Annotated in this window: 16 protein-coding genes; 5 read left to right on the top strand and 11 right to left on the bottom strand. The window is 55.6% G+C overall.

The annotated features are described in order from the left end of the window. Positions 1-33: 33 nt before the first annotated feature. Together ACZ5FM_RS12330 and rpoH are read left to right on the top strand one after the other, a co-directional pair. Complete coding sequence (locus tag ACZ5FM_RS12330; protein ID WP_464038833.1) at positions 34-1,071, top strand: RluA family pseudouridine synthase; 1,038 nt, start codon at positions 34-36, stop codon at positions 1,069-1,071. 203 nt (positions 1,072-1,274) lie between these two features. Next, the gene (gene rpoH / locus ACZ5FM_RS12335) at positions 1,275-2,177 is read left to right on the top strand and encodes an RNA polymerase sigma factor RpoH (protein ID WP_192488212.1); all 903 of its coding nucleotides are present in this window, start codon (positions 1,275-1,277) and stop codon (positions 2,175-2,177) included. A gap of 98 nt (positions 2,178-2,275) precedes the next feature. Here the strand turns inward: rpoH and ACZ5FM_RS12340 are convergent, their stop codons facing one another. Beyond that, the gene (locus ACZ5FM_RS12340; RefSeq protein WP_464038834.1) at positions 2,276-4,591 is read right to left on the bottom strand and encodes a hypothetical protein; all 2,316 of its coding nucleotides are present in this window, start codon (positions 4,589-4,591) and stop codon (positions 2,276-2,278) included. A gap of 60 nt (positions 4,592-4,651) precedes the next feature. After that, entirely contained in the window at positions 4,652-5,950 is a 1,299-nt protein-coding gene (locus ACZ5FM_RS12345) for an adenylosuccinate synthase (RefSeq protein ID WP_192488210.1), read from the bottom strand. Positions 5,951-6,187: 237 nt separating this feature from the next. On the opposite strand from ACZ5FM_RS12345, the gene ACZ5FM_RS12350 reads away from it, so the two are divergent. After that, a complete protein-coding gene (locus ACZ5FM_RS12350) occupies positions 6,188-7,075 on the top strand; it encodes a DMT family transporter (protein WP_259143324.1) in 888 nt (295 codons plus the stop codon). A 42-nt stretch (positions 7,076-7,117) separates the two neighbouring features. Here ACZ5FM_RS12350 and ACZ5FM_RS12355 read toward each other — a convergent pair whose 3' ends face one another. Then, positions 7,118-7,663, bottom strand: coding sequence for a transglutaminase-like cysteine peptidase (locus tag ACZ5FM_RS12355; protein ID WP_464038835.1), 546 nt, complete (start codon positions 7,661-7,663; stop codon positions 7,118-7,120). A gap of 552 nt (positions 7,664-8,215) precedes the next feature. On the opposite strand from ACZ5FM_RS12355, the gene ACZ5FM_RS12360 reads away from it, so the two are divergent. Next, positions 8,216-8,797, top strand: a complete 582-nt coding sequence (locus ACZ5FM_RS12360; RefSeq protein ID WP_192488207.1) for a transglycosylase SLT domain-containing protein — start codon at positions 8,216-8,218, stop codon at positions 8,795-8,797. Between the two features lie 106 nt (positions 8,798-8,903). Here the strand turns inward: ACZ5FM_RS12360 and ACZ5FM_RS12365 are convergent, their stop codons facing one another. The 5 genes from ACZ5FM_RS12365 to ACZ5FM_RS12385 all read right to left on the bottom strand — a co-directional run bounded on the left by ACZ5FM_RS12365 (position 8,904) and on the right by ACZ5FM_RS12385 (position 13,104). Beyond that, on the bottom strand, positions 8,904-9,515 hold the full coding sequence (locus tag ACZ5FM_RS12365) for an alpha/beta hydrolase (protein ID WP_464038836.1): 612 nt from the start codon (positions 9,513-9,515) through the stop codon (positions 8,904-8,906). A 126-nt stretch (positions 9,516-9,641) separates the two neighbouring features. Continuing rightward, complete coding sequence (locus ACZ5FM_RS12370; protein ID WP_464038837.1) at positions 9,642-10,586, bottom strand: VOC family protein; 945 nt, start codon at positions 10,584-10,586, stop codon at positions 9,642-9,644. Positions 10,587-10,820: 234 nt separating this feature from the next. Next, complete coding sequence (locus ACZ5FM_RS12375; RefSeq protein ID WP_464038838.1) at positions 10,821-11,894, bottom strand: DUF2218 domain-containing protein; 1,074 nt, start codon at positions 11,892-11,894, stop codon at positions 10,821-10,823. 85 nt (positions 11,895-11,979) lie between these two features. Further along, positions 11,980-12,684 carry a uracil-DNA glycosylase gene (ung, locus tag ACZ5FM_RS12380; protein ID WP_250982130.1) on the bottom strand — a complete coding sequence of 235 codons (705 nt, stop codon included), beginning with the start codon at positions 12,682-12,684 and terminating at the stop codon, positions 11,980-11,982. Between the two features lie 24 nt (positions 12,685-12,708). Continuing rightward, a complete protein-coding gene (locus ACZ5FM_RS12385; protein ID WP_250982131.1) occupies positions 12,709-13,104 on the bottom strand; it encodes a VOC family protein in 396 nt (131 codons plus the stop codon). A 328-nt stretch (positions 13,105-13,432) separates the two neighbouring features. On the opposite strand from ACZ5FM_RS12385, the gene ACZ5FM_RS12390 reads away from it, so the two are divergent. After that, a complete protein-coding gene (locus tag ACZ5FM_RS12390; RefSeq protein ID WP_464038839.1) occupies positions 13,433-13,795 on the top strand; it encodes a YbaN family protein in 363 nt (120 codons plus the stop codon). A gap of 11 nt (positions 13,796-13,806) precedes the next feature. On the opposite strand, the gene ACZ5FM_RS12395 is transcribed toward ACZ5FM_RS12390, so the two are convergent. From ACZ5FM_RS12395 to ACZ5FM_RS12405, 3 genes are read right to left on the bottom strand one after another with little or no spacing between them, the layout of a single operon-like run. Beyond that, positions 13,807-14,589 carry a heme ABC transporter ATP-binding protein gene (locus ACZ5FM_RS12395; protein WP_464038840.1) on the bottom strand — a complete coding sequence of 261 codons (783 nt, stop codon included), beginning with the start codon at positions 14,587-14,589 and terminating at the stop codon, positions 13,807-13,809. Next, entirely contained in the window at positions 14,586-15,674 is a 1,089-nt protein-coding gene (locus ACZ5FM_RS12400) for a FecCD family ABC transporter permease (RefSeq protein ID WP_312945658.1), read from the bottom strand. Before ACZ5FM_RS12400 ends, ACZ5FM_RS12395 begins: the two co-directional genes overlap by 4 nt. Then, positions 15,671-16,564 carry a heme/hemin ABC transporter substrate-binding protein gene (locus ACZ5FM_RS12405; RefSeq protein WP_464038841.1) on the bottom strand — a complete coding sequence of 298 codons (894 nt, stop codon included), beginning with the start codon at positions 16,562-16,564 and terminating at the stop codon, positions 15,671-15,673. The genes ACZ5FM_RS12400 and ACZ5FM_RS12405 overlap by 4 nt, the downstream gene beginning before the upstream one ends. Positions 16,565-16,764 lie beyond the last annotated feature (200 nt).

The following is a 16,764-nucleotide window of genomic DNA, read 5'->3' on the forward strand; positions in this document are numbered from 1 at the left end:
GGTCCTGTCATTACTATTTGATCGGAAAGTTGAATGAACGACCCCTTTAAACAAGGCGCAGACGCAAGAAAAGTCCTGATTGCCGAAGAAGATGCCGAAGGTCGTCTGGATTCGTGGCTGACGACGGCTGTTGGGGGCGATTTTTCACGCAACCGCCTCAAATCTCTCATCGAGCAGGGAGCTGTCACCGTCAATGGTGTCGCCATCACTGAGCCAAAAAAGAAGATCCGCCCCGGTGACCGGGTGGAGATCAACATGCCGGAACCGGAAGATCCTGAACCGCAGGGCGAGGACATCCCGCTTGATGTTCTCTACGAAGACGAAGATTTGATCGTGCTTGTCAAACCGGCCGGTCTTGTCGTTCATCCCGGCGCTGGCAACTGGACGGGCACACTGGTCAACGCGTTGATCCATCACTGCGGTGATAGCCTTTCCGGTATCGGTGGCGTCAAACGCCCCGGCATCGTGCACCGCCTGGATAAAGAGACCAGCGGCGTTATGGTGGTTGCCAAAAACGACAATGCCCATCGCCATCTTGCTGCGCAGTTTGCCGACCATGGCCGCACAGGCCCACTGGAACGCGCCTACAAGGCAATCGTCTGGGGCCGCCCGAAACAGCTTCGTGGCACCATCGATGCGGCGCTCGGCCGTTCGGGCAATGACCGCACAAAGCGCACCGTGAAGCGCGAGGAAGCGGAAGACGCACGCGAAGCCATTACGCATTACGAAGTCATGGAACGCTACCGAGAGAAGCCGGACGCTTCGTGCCTTGCATCGATGGTCGAGTGCCATCTGGAAACTGGCCGTACGCACCAGATCCGCGTACATATGGCACATATCGGCAATCCATTACTTGGCGACCCCGAATACGGTGCAGCCTTCCGCACAAAGGCAAACCTGCTGGATGACGAAGCAAAAGCCGTAGTCAACCGCTTTCCCCGCCAGGCCCTGCATGCTTTCCTTTTGTGTTTTGAACATCCGCGCACCGGTGAGGTGATGGAGTTTGAAACAGACATGCCTGACGACATGGAGGAATTGGTGCAAGCGCTGCGAAACGACAAAGAGGCGTAAATTCAAGAAAGGGACCGTTACCGGTCCTTTTTTATCAAAAAAGCAAACCGTAACGGCTTCGTGATGCAACCGTATTCTTGAAACACCGTTCACCCCTACATACCTGTAACGGGAAATTGTGCGTGATACATTGTATGCGCACGAGGCGGCCTGCCTGAAAAGCAATGATTAGGGGGCCGTAGTTCAAGGATAGGGGGTGCTTTATGGCCCGCAATAGTTTGCCTTCAATTACCGCCGGCGAAGCCGGTCTTAATCGTTATCTCGACGAAATTCGTAAGTTTCCTATGCTGGAGCCGCAGGAAGAGTACATGCTCGGCAAACGTTATGCCGAACATGGAGACCGCGATGCTGCGCATAAGCTCGTCACCAGCCATTTGCGACTGGTAGCCAAAATTGCCATGGGTTATCGCGGCTACGGCCTGCCGATCGGTGAAGTGGTGTCCGAGGGTAATGTCGGCCTGATGCAGGCCGTCAAGAAGTTTGACCCGGAGCGTGGTTTCCGACTGGCGACTTATGCCATGTGGTGGATCAAGGCCTCGATCCAGGAATATATCCTGCGGTCCTGGTCGCTCGTCAAAATGGGCACCACCGCCAACCAGAAGCGCCTGTTCTTCAATCTGCGCCGCCTCAAGGGCCGTATTCAGGCAATCGATGATGGTGACCTGAAGCCCGAACACGTCGCTGAAATTGCCAGAAAGCTGAAGGTTTCCGAAGAGGAAGTTGTATCGATGAACCGCCGCCTGCATGGCGATGCTTCGTTGAATGCACCAATCAAGGCAGCGGAAGGCGAATCCGGCCAGTGGCAGGATTGGCTGGTCGATGACCACGACAGCCAGGAGCAGGTGCTGATTGAGCAGGACGAGCTCGAAACACGCCGCCACATGTTGGCGCGTGCCATGAGCGTTCTGAACGATCGTGAACGCCGCATCTTTGAAGCCCGTCGCCTTGCAGAAGACCCGATCACTTTGGAAGAACTTTCCGAGGAGTTCGATATCAGCCGCGAGCGCGTACGCCAGATTGAAGTCCGTGCCTTTGAAAAGGTACAGGAAGCGGTGCAGAAACAAGCTCTGGAAGCAGCCAAGGCTCTTCGAGTGGTGGACGCCTGATTAAGTTCGCTCCTCCCAAGCGACCTCGGCTGTAAAAGCCAAAAGAAAAGCCCCCGAACAGTGTTCGAGGGCTTTTTTAATGGCTGCGCGTTGAAACCTTACTGGCCAGCGGCAGGTGCGGTTGATGCCCAGTCTTTGAGCGCTGCATCAAAAGCAGCACGACCCTCAGGACCCTTCTGCATAGTCAGCAATGCACGGCGGCCGTTGCGATAGGACACTGGAATATCGATCCAGTCACGAGTGGCAAGCAGCTCCAGATTGGTTTTCATCGCATCTGGGAAGTCATTGAGGGCGATCATATGGAAATCGTCCGTGATCTTCGCTGGAACAGCAATTAAAGCGTTACCGCGGTCCTGTTCAGTCTGCTTCATGGCAATACGCTGAACGCTGTCGATCGCGCCGCCTTCAAAGCCAGGCGTAACAGAGAAAACGATTTCCACCAGATGGCTCGCAGGCAGCGACGAGTCCAGATTACGCTTGAAGGTAATCAGTGCACTCAAACCACGTGCAGGAATGCTCATCTGGCCCTGAACGGTCGCAAGCTGCTTACCATCTTCACCCTGCTCATGCTGCAGGGTCCACGCCACGCTGCCTTCGATTGCAGTCGGAACCGTTTGGCCAAGCACCTCTTCATAGAGGAACATGCGTTCTGCACCGGCTGCAAGTGGCGCACCCACGCCCGGTGTCGCAGTAGCGCCCTGAGTGGCTGGCGGTGTTGTAGTGGCAGCATCTGGTGTCTGCGCAGGAGCAGCTTCATTCTGCTCGTACACAGATTGACCTTCGGCGGTAACCGGCTGACCGTTGGCGCCAGGTGCCGGACCTTCGTCCCGCTCGGTGCCGTCAGGAAGCAGACGCTGGGTAAACTTGCTACCCTGCACAGAACCGTCATCCGTCTGCGGCGTGGCAGGTGGTGTCTGTTCCGTCGTTGCAGGTGGGGCCGTCGTTGTTTCGTCTGCACCGTTCTGGGCTGGCTGGTCTGTCGTGGCGGGTGTTTCTGGCTGCGCAGACTGCGTTAATCCGCTGACCATGTCATTCATGGCATCGCGGTTGACCCACAGCGCGTAACCACCACCGGCCAGAAGCAGAACACCCAGCAGAGCAAGCACATAGCTTGCATAATTGCGGCGCGGCTTTTTCTTGACCATGTAGGACGCAGGCGGAACACCATCGGCAGAAATGCCAGACGCCCCAGCCTCGTAGGAACCGACCTTGCCGGCAACCTTGGCATCGGTGCCAATGCCGTCATAACCGATCAGTTCTTCCAGATCGTCCCAAGGAGTGCGTTCCTTGTTGGCGGCTTCCTTTGTGGTGTCAGCAGGTGCCTGCTTGAAGTCCAGCGGCACTTCCTGCAAGGACGGCTTGCCGGTTCCAGCAGCCGCAGCAACTGCAGCGCTGGAAGCCTGCCCAGCGGTCGGCAGATCAACAGTCGCGTCTTCAAAATAGGAGGAGAAATCCTCATCCTGTGCCGAATGTTTGCGTGGCTGCTCGACAGCAGGCGTCGCAAACACGTCGTCACGGTAATCAGCACGGGCGGCGAAAGGATCGGATTCGTCTTCGAAACTGTGACGGTTATCCGGTTCAACCACGCCATAGGCTGGAGCGGCAACGACTTCCGGCTCAGGCTCGACCTCTGCCTCATTCTCGACAGCGGGAGCAACATATACCGGCTCAACCACTTCCGGATAGGAACGTGGCGCCTGCAGAACAGGCTCTTCCGCTTCTACACGCAAGTCATCGGCGTACACGGCATCATCGGCAGGCTTGCGCCATTCGTCTTCCGCAGCAGGAGCATCATCATCGACCCAATGCGGCTCTTGCGCATGGACGACGGGCTCATGGTAAGCGGTTTCTTGTTCTGGTGCCGGTTCGTCTTCTACGGGCTCCTCATAACGATGCTCATCGACGTAGACAGGTTCAACGGTCTGCGGTTTGAAGTAGGTAACTTCAGGCGCGGGCTCGTAAGCCTGTTCGTAAACAGGCTCAACCGGCTCTGGCTCTTGTTCGGTCTCGGGTTCATAGGCAGGACCCGCTGCATAGGCAGCAGGCTCTTCCTCCTCAACCTGCGGCTCTTCAACCGCAGGTGCAGGTTCTTCTTCAACCACATCGGCAGGCTCTTGCACGTAGGACTGCTGTCCGGAGGTTGTTTCCTCCGGCGCAGCATAGTCGTCATGCACATAGTCGTCTTCTTCAAGCGGCGGCAAGGCTTCGGCATATTCGCCTTCAACCTCGGCAATCGCCGCATCAAGTTTGACGACCTGACGTCGCAGCAACTCTTCCGGTGGACGTGGGTTCATATTCTCCAGTTGCCGAACAACGGCACTGCGAGCTTTTTCGTAAACCTTCGCCCGGGTTTCGGGAGTGTTGTTCGCCAAGCCATCAACGGCTTTGCGAATGACCGCTACAAAATCTGCCATAAGCACTTTCTCGTCGTCACCGGCGACGTACCGGCCCGATATGGTTTATTATTTGTGACATTAATCCTCAAAAGGATCAGTCACAAGTATCGTATCGTCACGCTCAGGGCTGGTGGAAAGAAGCGCAACTGGTGCACCGATCAGCTCTTCGACCTGACGAACGTATTTAATCGCCTGAGCAGGCAAATCCGCCCATTTTCGGGCACCGACGGTCGATTCTTTCCAGCCTTCCAGCGTGATGTAGATTGGTTCGACGCGAGCTTGCGCTCCCTGGCTTGCCGGAAGGTGATCAATCTCCTTGCCGTCGAGCTTGTAGCCGATGCAAATCTTCAGCTCATCAAGGCCATCAAGAACATCGAGCTTGGTCAGCGCGATGCCGGTAATGCCGTTGGTTGCAACCGACTGGCGAACCAATGCAGCATCAAACCAGCCGCAACGGCGCTTGCGTCCGGTAACGGTACCGAACTCATGCCCCTTTTCACCCAGGAACTGACCAATTTCATCGTTCAGTTCGGTCGGGAAAGGACCTTCACCAACGCGGGTGGTGTAGGCCTTGGTGATACCAAGAATGTAACCGAGGGCACCGGGGCCCATGCCGGAACCGGCAGCAGCCTGACCGGCAACCGTGTTGGACGAGGTCACGAACGGATATGTGCCGTGGTCGATATCGAGCAGCGAACCCTGCGCGCCTTCAAACAGGATGCGTGCGCCAGCGCGACGCTTCTTGTCGAGCAGAAGCCATACGGTTTCACGGAACGGCAGGATCTTGTCGGCGATCGATGTCAGTTCTTCCATGATTGTTTCATGGCTGACTTCAGCCACACCAAAACCGCGACGCAGCGCATTATGGTGGTTGAGGATACGGTCAACCTTGGCAGCCAGTGCCTCGGTGTCTTCCAGATCCATCACGCGGATAGCGCGACGACCGACCTTGTCTTCATAGGCAGGGCCGATACCACGACGCGTGGTGCCGATTTTTGTGCCGCTGTTGGAGGCCGCGTCTTCGCGCATGCCGTCCAGTTCGCGGTGCAGAGACAGGATAAGTGTGGCGTTGTCGGCGATACGCAGATTATCCGGCGTAACCGTAACACCCTGTGCAGCGAGACGGCCCATTTCAGCAATCAGCGCATGTGGGTCGACCACAACGCCATTACCGATCACGGCCAATTTGCCAGGACGCACGACACCCGAAGGCAGAAGAGACAGCTTGTAGCTGACGCCATCAATGACAAGTGTATGACCGGCATTATGCCCACCCTGGTAACGAACGACAACGTCCGCACGCTCGGAGAGCCAATCAACAATCTTACCCTTGCCTTCGTCGCCCCACTGAGAGCCGACCACTACGACATTCGTCATTATCTTGCTTTCCTGCTTATGGCGCGTGTCTGCGCCCTAACCCAAACCCGCGAATGTATACTGCGTTGTTTTAAGGAAAGCGACCCTGTTTATGCTAGCGTTTTTTGCTTTTTGCATGACAAAATCCGTGACAAAGCACGCTTTGCGGCTTTATCTCGGCACCGAGGCGGCAAAAACGTTGTCGACGACCGACGATTCCCGCCCTGCGCCTGCATATAACCACCGAAAGAATCCCCCGTGCCTTCAAGAGCCTACCTCGCCCTGATCATCGCCACACTGTGCTGGGGCGGCAATGCTGTCGCCGGAAAACTGGCTCTTGGCCACGTCAGTCCCATGGTGCTGACATATCTGCGCTGGGTATTTGCGGTTGCTTTCATCTTTGCCATTTCCGTGCCGCAACTGGTCCGTGACTGGCCGGTGGTGAAAAAGAACCTGCCCTATTTCTTCGGGTTGGGCGTCATCGGTTACACCAGCTTCAACGCCTTTCTCTACACCGCGTTGCAATACACCTCCGCCATCAATGCCGCCGTTATTCAGGCTGGTATTCCCATGGTGATTTTTGCGCTAAACTTCGCGCTGTTTGGAACACGTGTGATGAGTGGCCAGATCATTGGGTTCTTCATGACGATTGCCGGTGTTGCCCTGTTGGCCTCGCATGGCGATCCATGGTCGTTACTCGCGCTGGACTTGAATGCCGGGGATGCCATCATGCTGCTGGCGGTGCTGGTATATGCCGTCTACACCATCATGTTGCGCTGGAAACCACTGGTAAACTGGCGCACCTTGATGGCCATACCGGCGCTTGGCGCACTCATCTCATCTTTCCCGCTGATGGGATGGGAGGTCATGCAACAGACAGCCGTCTGGCCGGATCAGAAGGGTTGGATAATCACGCTTTATACGGCGATTTTTGCGTCGCTTCTGGCACAGATTCTCTACATCAGAGGCGTCGAAAGCATTGGCCCAAACCGGGCCGGACTGTTTATCAATCTCGTACCGGTGTTCGGCACGTTGCTCTCCGTCATCATTATTGGAGAGACATTGCACACCTACCAGATCATGGCTCTGCTTTTGACGCTGGGTGGCATTGCGGTGGCAGAACGAAAAAAGCTGCCAGTCCCTTGAAAGGGAGCCGGCAGCCAAGTCAGTCATGAATAGTGTGAACGCTTAGAGCGTAATTTCGCTGGCAGCTGGGCTGGCGTTGCGCGAACCGTTGCCGAGTACAACGCCGCCCTTTGCCGTTTCGACAATCAGAACCTTTTGCAGCGAGCCATCATCACCCAGCGCGTAACCGATACGCAACGCATGTGATGGCCAACCACGATGGATCAATTCCTGGCGCTTGATGGTGGCACAGTCACCGCAATTGTCGGCTTCCATAAAGGCCGGCACCGAATTGTTGCTGTCGAAAGAGCCGAAAAAGTCATCCAGCGCCTGCATTGGCTCATTGACCGCCTTGTTGACGCGCAACAGGTCCTTGCGACGGGCCTCAGTCAGCGAGATCGCGGCGCGCGGTGCGCACTGACCGGCAACCAGCAGGCAATCGCCGAGACGCAGACCCTTGCTGGCTGATGCCTCAACGGCCATTGCCTGCGCCTTTTCAGCTGAGGCAAAACCACGTGCGAAACCAGCAGGCCCGGCCGCATCGGCTTCGCCACTGACAGATGCTACGAATACACCGCAAATTGCGGCAGCTATGATCTTCTTCAACATTTCATACCCCGTTTCGGTATCAGCCAGCTTGCCCGCCGGTCTTGAATAACGTTTCTGGAGTTTGCTTCGGTATCTGCCGCCCTCGGGCAACAGATCCCTTCTCCAGTGACACCCAACTTACAGGGCAGTCTTTTCGGGGCATTTAAATCGATAGCTACAATTTTATCGGAATTTGTTTTTATTGCCATCTAACGCGATTTTTTGAAATCACGGCCTGGAACGGCACCAGCCCCCTCCCTCTTTCGGCAGCTGTCCATTAACATTTGCAACACGCGACGAGACGCTTTTGTTAATAAACGACCCTGTTGTTGCTGTCGGCTTTCGGCATCCAGGGAGCCTGTTTTCCCTATAAAAAACGAATGTGCTGCCAAGCTGAAAAATGGCCAAAATCCGGCATTTTCCGGACGCAAAATAAGCTTGAATCCATGCCCGTTTCACACATGTTTTCATAAGGTTAAACAGGCAGTGGACAAGCGGCCCAGCGTTAACCTTATCTAAAAACCTAACGTTAGTATTTACCAATTAGTAATCAGCAAAACGTGAGGTTTTGCGATGCGTAAACTATTTGTCGCGCTCTTTTTGACCGCTTTATTGGCAGGCTGTGCGACAGCCCCTACCCAGACGCGCAACATATGCGCCGTGTTTGAACAGCGCGATGGCCTGTTTAACAACTGGCGTCGTGATGCGCAGGCGGCAGAACGCACTTGGGGTGTGCCTGTACCTGTTCTCATGGCAACGATCTACACAGAATCCAGTTTCCGTCAGTATGCGCGCCCGGCACGCACCAAACTGTTTGGTTTCATACCGTGGAAGCGTCGTTCCACTGCCTATGGTTATGCCCAGGCACTGGATGGCACATGGAAAGAATATCAGCGTGACACCGGCCGCTGGAGTGCAAGCCGCACCGATTTCACCGACGCGATCCATTTCGTTGGCTGGTATCATAACAAGAGCAACAAGCGGAATGGCATCGCCTTGCGCGATACCTATAACCTCTATCTGGCCTATTATTCCGGCCACGGCGGTTATGCGCAGGGTGTCTGGAAAAGCAAACCTGCAATCCGCGAAGCCGCACGCCGTTCCGCCAACATTGCCGATAACTATGCACGACAACTGCGAAACTGCGGCTACTGAAGCAATTTCAGCGAAAACGAGCGCCGGCTCCGATCCCGGAATTGCGTGAAAAGAAAAGATGGAGCGCTTCCGGCGATGTGATGTCTGCCAGAAGCGCTCTTAAAAATTATGCGTAAGGCGCTATGAATTCGCGCACGGCATCAACTTCACCCGAGCGGATTTCATGGCCGCCCGGATGCCAGACCAGCGACACATCTGCGCCAGTTCCGGTAAAATGCTCAGCAAGCGCCTGCGTCAACGGTACCGGGCTGATGGGATCGCGTTCACCAGCAGTGATCAGGATACGTGGCGTCTTGGTGGATGGCTTGACGACCGGCTGGAACGGGATGAGCGGATGCATCAGGACCGCCGCATCAAACAGGTCCGGAAATTCGATCAACACATTGGCGAGGATATTGGCACCATTGGAAAAACCGAGTCCGATAACCTTTCCCGCCTGATAATGATCGCGGTGCGCCTCAACAAAGCCGGCCATATTTTTCGTGGCACGCTCAAGATCATCCAGATCATAAACGCCTTCCGCCTTGCGACGGAAAAACCGCGCAGCACCATGTTCGGAAACATCGCCAAGCGGCGAAACGACGGTGGCCTGCGGCAACAACCGGCTGCCAAAGTCGAAGAACTGGTTTTCATCCCCACCTGTGCCATGCAGCACGACAAAAAGCGGCTGACCAGCAGCACCGGCCCTGACATTGTGAATGTAGTTATCCTGACCCATGGAAAGGTTCCTTTTTTCGCTCGCGTCATGGCAAGATTTGATCTGACCATCCATGCCAATGGGCTGGCCCTCGGGCAAATCCCGAGGGTGACGTCATCGTTTCATCAATAGTTTCAGTGAAGGTCGTTACGCGGCCTTTTCGTCACCAAGCGGTTCCAGATGCTGTTCCAGAATGCCGCGCATATGCGCATGCTGTTCAGGCAGTTTCAGTGCTTCACCGAGATGCGCCGTGTCTTCGTCCCGATCAAAGCCCGGCTCATTGGTGGCAACCTCAAACAGTACGCCGCCCGGTGTGCGGAAATAGATCGCCCAGAAATAGTCTCGGTCGATCACGGGCGTGACCTGATAGCCGGTATCCATCAATGCCTTGCGCACCTCGAGCTGCTTTTCGCGGTTTTCGACCGCAAAGGCGATGTGATGAACGGAACCGGCACCAAGACGTGCACCCGAAATATTGGGCATGGTTTCGATGTCTATGAAGTCGGCACCGTTGCCGCCGGGAATACCAAGGCGCAACACCCCGTCTTGCCGGTCAACTTCCTCATACCCCATGAATTTCAGCAGTTCGCCAGTTGCACCTTCGTCACGAAGACGCAACGACGCACCCTGAAAACCATGGATCGCATGATCCGCCGTCACACCATTGCCAACCCATTGGGCACGATTATCGTCAGGCACTTCAACCAGCGCAAAACCATCGCCATCAGGACCTGCAAAATGCAGGCGCTTGTTGCCAAAGGCTTCGTCGGTTTTCAGGCCATCTGCACCGGCCTTGGTCAGGCGGTCCTGCCAGTAACCGAGCGATCCCTGCGGAACGGAAAACAATGTCGTGCCAACCTCGCCTGTTCCCGGGCGACCACGTGCAATGTGCGGGAATGGGAAGTAGGTCATGACAGAGCCGGGCGTACCAACCTCATCGCCATAATAAAGGTGATAGACGTCGGGCGCATCGAAGTTCACAGTCTTCTTGACGCGGCGCAGGCCAAGCGTATCGGTGAAGAATGCATTATTGGTGCGGGCGCTTGCTGCCATCGACGTGACGTGGTGCAGTCCCTTGATCTGGTTCAGCATGATAAAACCCCTTGTGCCTGATCCCTAAGAAAGGATCGTTGCTGTTGATGGGCTTATAATTAGGCCGATCTGCCGCAAAGCATAGACCGAGCTCTCAGAACGCATTGTTCACAAAATGAGAACGAAAAATCAAACCCGTTCAACAATCCACAAGATCTCAAAACACAAAAGCCGCCAGTTTATGGTGGCTTGAGAGGATTACATGGTAGGTCTGGCGGCTACCGACAATTACATTCAGTGATCATCGGCTTCGCCCAGCACCCAGTATCCGGCCGTGCGGAAATCGTTCTTCGGCAGTTTTGCCTCATCGCTGAGGAATTTCTTGATCTGGCGAACCTCACCCTTTTCACAAGCGATGAAAACATGGCGACTGTCGCTATCCTGGCTCCAGTCGTGCTGACGCAAAGCCTGTTCCAAAAGGCCGGATGTACCTGCAGCCTTGCCATTACGGTAAAGCCATGTCCAGTTGACATCGGCACTGGACTTGATGTCCTGACGTTCATTTTCGTCCGCCACTTCGGCGTAAACAGTGATCTTCTTACCCGCGGGCAACTCTTCCACCATGCGCGAGATAACTGGAAGCGCCGTTTCGTCACCGGCCAACACGCACGCATCAACCTCAACGGGAACGACGCCACCACCGGGACCGATAATACCGACCAGATCACCGGCCTTGGCAGTTGCCCCGAAATGCGCACCAGGCATGTGGTCTCCCTCATGCATGACGAAATCCAGTTCGATTTCCTGACGCTCCACATTGCCGTAACGAATGGTGTAAACACGCCGGATCAACTCGTCATCACCTTCCGGCCAGACGACAGCACCGGTTTGCGACAGGTGAGGCCAAACCGGTGTGCGACCCTGCGGCACTATCAGAATGCGGATATGCAGACCGCCGGTCATCAGGCGTTCAATGCCCTCACCAACCGAAATAACCAGACGACGCATGCGGGGTGTGACGTTAAACGCCCTGACCACGCGACCTTCAAACAGATTTGGCAGCTGGTTCAGATCAGCGCCGTGGCCCTGCCAACGAAAACGAAGATCCTTGTCGCCCGAGAACTCCAGCAGATGTTCCGCAAGCATTGCCTTGATCGACATCAGGACATGGGCGTCATAACAATTGACCTCAGCCTGGAAGCGGCCCTTCTCGCCAGCCATCCAGACTTTGCCGTATTCCGTTTCGTAATGGAGAACAGTACCTTCACGGATGACAGGAAAATGCTCGGCAAAGTGCTGCTGAAACTTGTCAACAATCAACTCCGCATTGGCAATTTCAACAGAAGTTTCCGCAAATAACACAGACACAACAAAAATCCTTCAGCCGTAAGTCCACTTATCTCATAGACCAACGAACTGGAACTTTAAAGTCAGGAATTGCAGAAAATACGACTTACGAAGCGTCCGCCACATCCGCCGGCAATGCCCACTCAACCGGCGTGCGGCCATGGGAAACGAGATAATCATTAGCCTGCGAAAAATGCCGGCTGCCGAAAAAGCCATTATGGGCCGACAGCGGGGAGGGATGCGGTGCCTTCAAGACCAGATGGCGGTCGCGGTCCACGAAGGATGCTTTTTTCTGCGCGTAGGAGCCCCACAACATGAAGACAACATGTTCACATTCGTCATTCACAACACGGATAACAGCGTCAGTGAATTTTTCCCAGCCCTGCCCCTGGTGAGAAGCCGCACGTGCCTCTTCAACAGTCAAAACGCTGTTGAGCAACAACACGCCCTGCTGCGCCCAGCTTTCCAGAAAGCCGTGGCGGACCGGCTGGATGCCGAGATCGCTTTGCAGTTCCTTGTAGATGTTTACCAGTGATGGTGGTGTGCGGACACCGGGGCGGACGGAAAAGCACAGGCCATGCGCCTGACCGTAACCGTGATATGGGTCCTGTCCGAGAATGACCACCTTGACCTTGCCAAGCGGCGTCAGGTCAAGAGCACGGAAATATTCATGCCCCTTGGGGAAGATGTGCTTTCCTGCCTGTTTCTGTTCAAGCAGGAAAGCCTTGAGCTGGGCCATATAGGGACTGGAAAATTCCGGAAGAAGCTTCTGCCGCCAGCTCTCTTCGAGCTTCACACTCTCTTCAGTCATCTCCTGCCCCCTTTGGCCAACCTTTTACTTGAAGCGACCGCGGCGCTCGAGAACTTCGATCTTGTAACCATCCGGGTCGCAGATGAAGAAGTAACGGGCAAACACGTCGTCCTTGCGGACAAACTCGATGATCTTGCCCGGTGCCAGACCGGCTTCGATCAGGCGTGCGTGTTCTGCGTCAAGGTTGTCGACGGAAACGGCCAGATGGCCATAACCATCGCCAAGCGCATAGGGAACATCACGGCCTCGGTTGATCGTCAACTCAAGTTCGAAACTCTCCTCTTCATTGCTCATATAGACCAATGTGAAAGTTTCCTGCTCCACACGCTCCGCCACATTCAGGCCGAATGCGAGAGAGTAAAAGTCAACCGAACGCTTTTCGTCCAGCACCCGGACCATCGAGTGGATCATTTTGGCCATGGTGTTTTCCTTCTTCTGTTGGCACTTCGACTTGGAGCCAAATAATTGCCGCACCGGGATAAAGGCATATACAGACGCGAAGCAAGCCCCTTATCACAACCCTTAATATAGGAATGCAACTCGGGCGACGCAAATTCACACATCCTACCCGCTGTGACAGTACCCAGCCTCACCTGTGAAACGAAAACGGGATGATCATTTCAAGCCTTTTACGCGGCGTCCTAGCCAATTTGTCTCACGCCATTTGTTCAAAAAACAAAGGTCAAACCTAGACATCACAAGCCTATCATGAGAATTGCACTCATAAAGACAAAAGGCAGCAAACGACATGCGGTACGTGTATCTCTGTTTGGGATGGATTATGGTGGCGACCGGCGTTGCTGGTGCGTTCCTGCCTGTTCTGCCGACCACGCCGTTCATGCTTTTAGCCGTCTGGTGTTTTTCCCGCTCGTCCCCGAAACTCGAAGCATGGCTGCTGTCTCACCCGCGTTTTGGCCCGTCTCTGCGCAACTGGAAAGAAACTGGCTCGATTGCCCGCCGTGCCAAGATTGCCGCCGTCTCCGTCATGACCGCCAGCTACGCGATCTTCTGGTTCACCACAGATCCACCCGCCTTGCGGGCGGTAATTGTACTCGTTGTCATGCTCTGTTCCGCCGCCTTCATCGTCACGCGGCCGGAACCAAAGGCGTGAATTCCAACCCGCTATCTGTGGCGTGACTGCGGTAAAACATAGGGGATGTGCGCCGCCGGCAGACGTCCCACCGCACCGCCAATGCCATAGACCCGTGCAATGGTTTCATCGCTGATCGTGTCGAAGGATGCGCCCTGCGCAGTGATCCTGCCATCGTGCATCACGATCAGGTGATCTGCGAACTCCGCCGCAAGATTAAGGTCGTGCAAAATGGTCAGTACCATACCGCCCTTCTCAGCGAAATCACGTGCTGTCTCCAGAACACTGATCTGATGGCCGATATCGAGGCTTGCGGTGGGCTCATCAAGAAACAGCGCCCGCGCCTCACCGTCTTCAACGGAATGCGGTACCTGCGCCAAAGCGCGGGCAAATTGCACACGCTGCTGTTCGCCGCCAGACAGGTAATTATAACAACGGCTTTCAAAGCCACGCAGACCGACATTGACAAGCGCCGTCTGGGCCTGTGCGTCAGGATCCAGGCCGCCATAGGCAACAGCGCCCATTCGGACAATTTCAAACGCAGTAAACGGAAATGCCAATGTGGTGTTTTGTGGCAGCACTGCACGTTGACGTGCCAGTTGCCGAGGCGAGAACAGGTTTATGTCCGCCCCACCATAAGAAACGGTGCCGACATCCGGCTTGGTTTCTCCACACAGCACTTTCATCAATGTCGACTTTCCGGCACCGTTCGGGCCGATAATCACATTGAACTTGCCCGGCTCGAGTTTCAATGAAACTTCGTAGAGCAGCCTGCGTCCCGACCGGGTTAGATTGATACCGCTTGCCGTGATCATGACAGGTTCCTCATACCCATACCGCCCTTGCCAAACAGCAGGAACAGAAACACCGGTGCACCAATAAGCGCCGTGACGATGCCGATCGGCAGCTCGGCAGGCGCAGCAACCGTGCGGGCAAAACTGTCGGCCAGCAATAGCAACGCGCCACCACCCAGCGCTGATGCCGGCAGCAGAAAGCGATGCGAGGGACCAATGGCAAGACGCAGCAGATGCGGCACGACAATGCCGACAAAACCGATCGAGCCGGCCGCCGCAACAGCTGCACCACAGGCGGCAGCAACCGCCAGAATGACCAGACGCTTCAAGCGTTGGACCGGCACGCCCATGTGGAAGGCAGCCGCGTCACCCAGGATGAGTGCGTCCAGCCCCTTGGCAACAAAGGGTATGATGACCAGAACCACCAGAATAAACGGCAGTGTCGCCAGAACTTTTGCCGGCGTTGCCCCACCCAGTGAGCCGAGGCTCCAAAAGGTGATGTCGCGTAGCGCACGGTCATCGGCGACAAAAATCATCAGACCGGTCAGGGCACCACTCAAGGCCCCAACCGCAATACCGGCCAGAACCAGCGTCGTGGTTGACGTCATACCGTTGCGCGTAGCAATCACATACAGAAGAATGGTGTTGATCAGGCCACCAAAAAACGCCATGACCGGCAGGAACTGCGAACCGAAAAACGCCGCCAGCGGCGCAAGCATGCCACCACCCAGCGCCAGTGCGGCAACCGCAAACAAGGCAGCACCCGAGGTGACACCGACAATACCGGGATCGGCCAGCGGGTTGCGGAACAGACCCTGCATCATGGCGCCGGACACACCGAGCCCAGCACCAATCAGAAGGCCAAGCGCGGTGCGCGGCAAACGCACGGCTTCAAGAATAATGCGGTCACGCGGCTCCATATCGGCCGCATGACCGGTGAAATAGGCCCAGAGTTCTGCCGGCCCGACCCCGGTTGGCCCGCTGACCAACGACACCAGACAGGCCAGAAACAACAGGCCGACAAGCACCGCAAGTGCAATGCCGCCAACGCGCGATCTCTTGCCTTCAACGGGAGCTGTGGCGGGCGTCACGGCAAGCGATTTCACGGCTTCACCACATCCGGATACAATTTGGAGGCCAGTTCATGTGCCGCCGCAGGTGTGCGCGGACCAAAACCGATCAGATAAAGACCGTCCATGCTGATCAGAGCCTTGTCGGCTGCGGCAGGTGTGCTCTGGAATGCAGGCAGCGCAAACACTTCATCGGGAGAGGCCTGATGATTGCCACGCGCCATGGTCAACACCACATCAGGTGCTGCAGCGATGACAGCCTCGTCAGTCAGCGGCTTGTAACCAGTAATCGCCGACGCAGCATTTACACCACCGGCCATTTCGATAATGGCCGCAGCTTCTGTTTCCTGACCGCCGGCCATGATACGACCACCCGCGGTCGACAGCACGAACAGTACGCGCTTTTTCTTCTCGCCAACCGCCGAAACATCCTTGGCCAGGGCTGCAAGGCCGGTGTCCACTTCTTCCGCCAGGGTCTTTGCCTTGTCTTCAAGACCAACGGCTGCGCCGACATCCTGGATCTTCTTGGCAATTGCGGCACCCGATGGCGGAGTGTCGATTGTAACGACAGGCACTTCGCTGTCCTTGAGAATATTGAGAACATCGGCCGGGCCGGCACCGTCTTCCGTCAGGATGAGATCGGGCTTCTGTGACAGAATGCCCTCAGCGGAGAGCGCACGCATATAGCCGACATCCGGCTTGGCCAGCGCATCAACAGGAAAGCTGCTGGTGGAATCACGTGCCACGATGCGGTCCTGCGCGCCAAGCGCATAGAGGATTTCCGTAATAGTGCCACCGACAGACACAATACGTTGTGCCTTGACGTTACCGCCATCGGCCGCCTGCGCAAAAGTGGATGTTATCAGCGCCACCGGCATGAACACGCCGAAAGCCAGAGATCGAAGCGAACGTTTTGAAGACATCATGAGCTTTTCATCCAGATAAAAGAGGCAAGCTGCCATGGGCAGTTCATTTAAGTGGAGTTTGGTACACATGTTTAAAAACCCGCGCAAGAGTAGACAAACCAAGAAATGAAAACTGTCAAAAAGCACTGGATTTCTTGCACATGCGGGCTTTTCAACCTTGGGAACCACCTATATCCTGACAATTACAGGAAACTTATTTC

The organism is Agrobacterium sp. 5Ca50, from assembly GCF_055381905.1.